1 protein-coding gene is annotated in these 855 nt (G+C 33.3%); it reads left to right on the forward strand.

Annotation, left to right across the window (positions count from 1 at the left end):
- Positions 1 to 40 precede the first annotated feature (40 nt).
- Positions 41 to 667 (forward strand): hypothetical protein, encoded by a 627-nt coding sequence (locus BN8061_RS00005; RefSeq protein ID WP_068595102.1) that lies wholly within the window; start codon positions 41 to 43, stop codon positions 665 to 667.
- The last annotated feature ends 188 nt before the right edge of the window (positions 668 to 855 follow it).

The following is an 855-nucleotide window of genomic DNA, read 5'->3' on the forward strand; positions in this document are numbered from 1 at the left end:
CCAAAACGTTATCTGCCATTTTATAAAAAATCCCGCATAAATGAATGAAATTGAACTTAAAACGATAAAAGCGACACCAAAAATTGGAAACGAACATTTGACTTTTAATGAAAAAAGTGTAGGATATTCTTTACTTGAATTTTGGCAATGGAGTGTTTCTGACATTTTGAGTAATGCAACTCGTGGAAGATTTGCAGAATTTATTGTTGGAACTGCTGTTGGAATGAACCCTAAAAATTTACGTGATGAATGGGATGCTTATGATGTAACTTCAGAAACAGGAATAAAAATTGAAGTTAAATCTGCTGCATACATTCAAAGTTGGGCTCAAAAACAATATTCAAAAATTTCATTTTCAATTAGAACTGCTCAATTTTGGGATGCCGACAATGGAATGTCACGAGGAGAACCAAAAAGACACGCAGATGTTTACGTTTTCTGCCTATTACATAACAAAGACCAAGAAACAATTGACCCAATGAAAATGGAACAATGGGAATTTTATGTTCTTCCAACTTGTGTTATTGATAATTATCAAAGAAGCCAAAGTTCAATTACTTTAAATTCTCTTTCCAGATTAACAAATTGCGTAAACTATGATGAACTAAAAGAAAAAATTGAAAATTGCAATGTTCAACAATGTGAATATAAGAAAAACGGCAGATAACATGGGTTTGGCAAAAGCGGGGTTGAAGTTATCATTTTGAAGATTTCAGCACTTTTCGCCGCAAAAAACCATTTAGTTTTTTTATTTTTTGTAATTTTGAAAAAACGAAAATGGTTTTTGCTCGGTTCGGGTTTAGTTGGAATTTCCGGCTTTCTTATCCCCGCCTTCGCCAAGCCCTTTCCCGTTAT

The organism is Vaginella massiliensis, assembly GCF_900089075.1.
Classification (GTDB): domain Bacteria; phylum Bacteroidota; class Bacteroidia; order Flavobacteriales; family Weeksellaceae; genus Weeksella; species Weeksella massiliensis_A.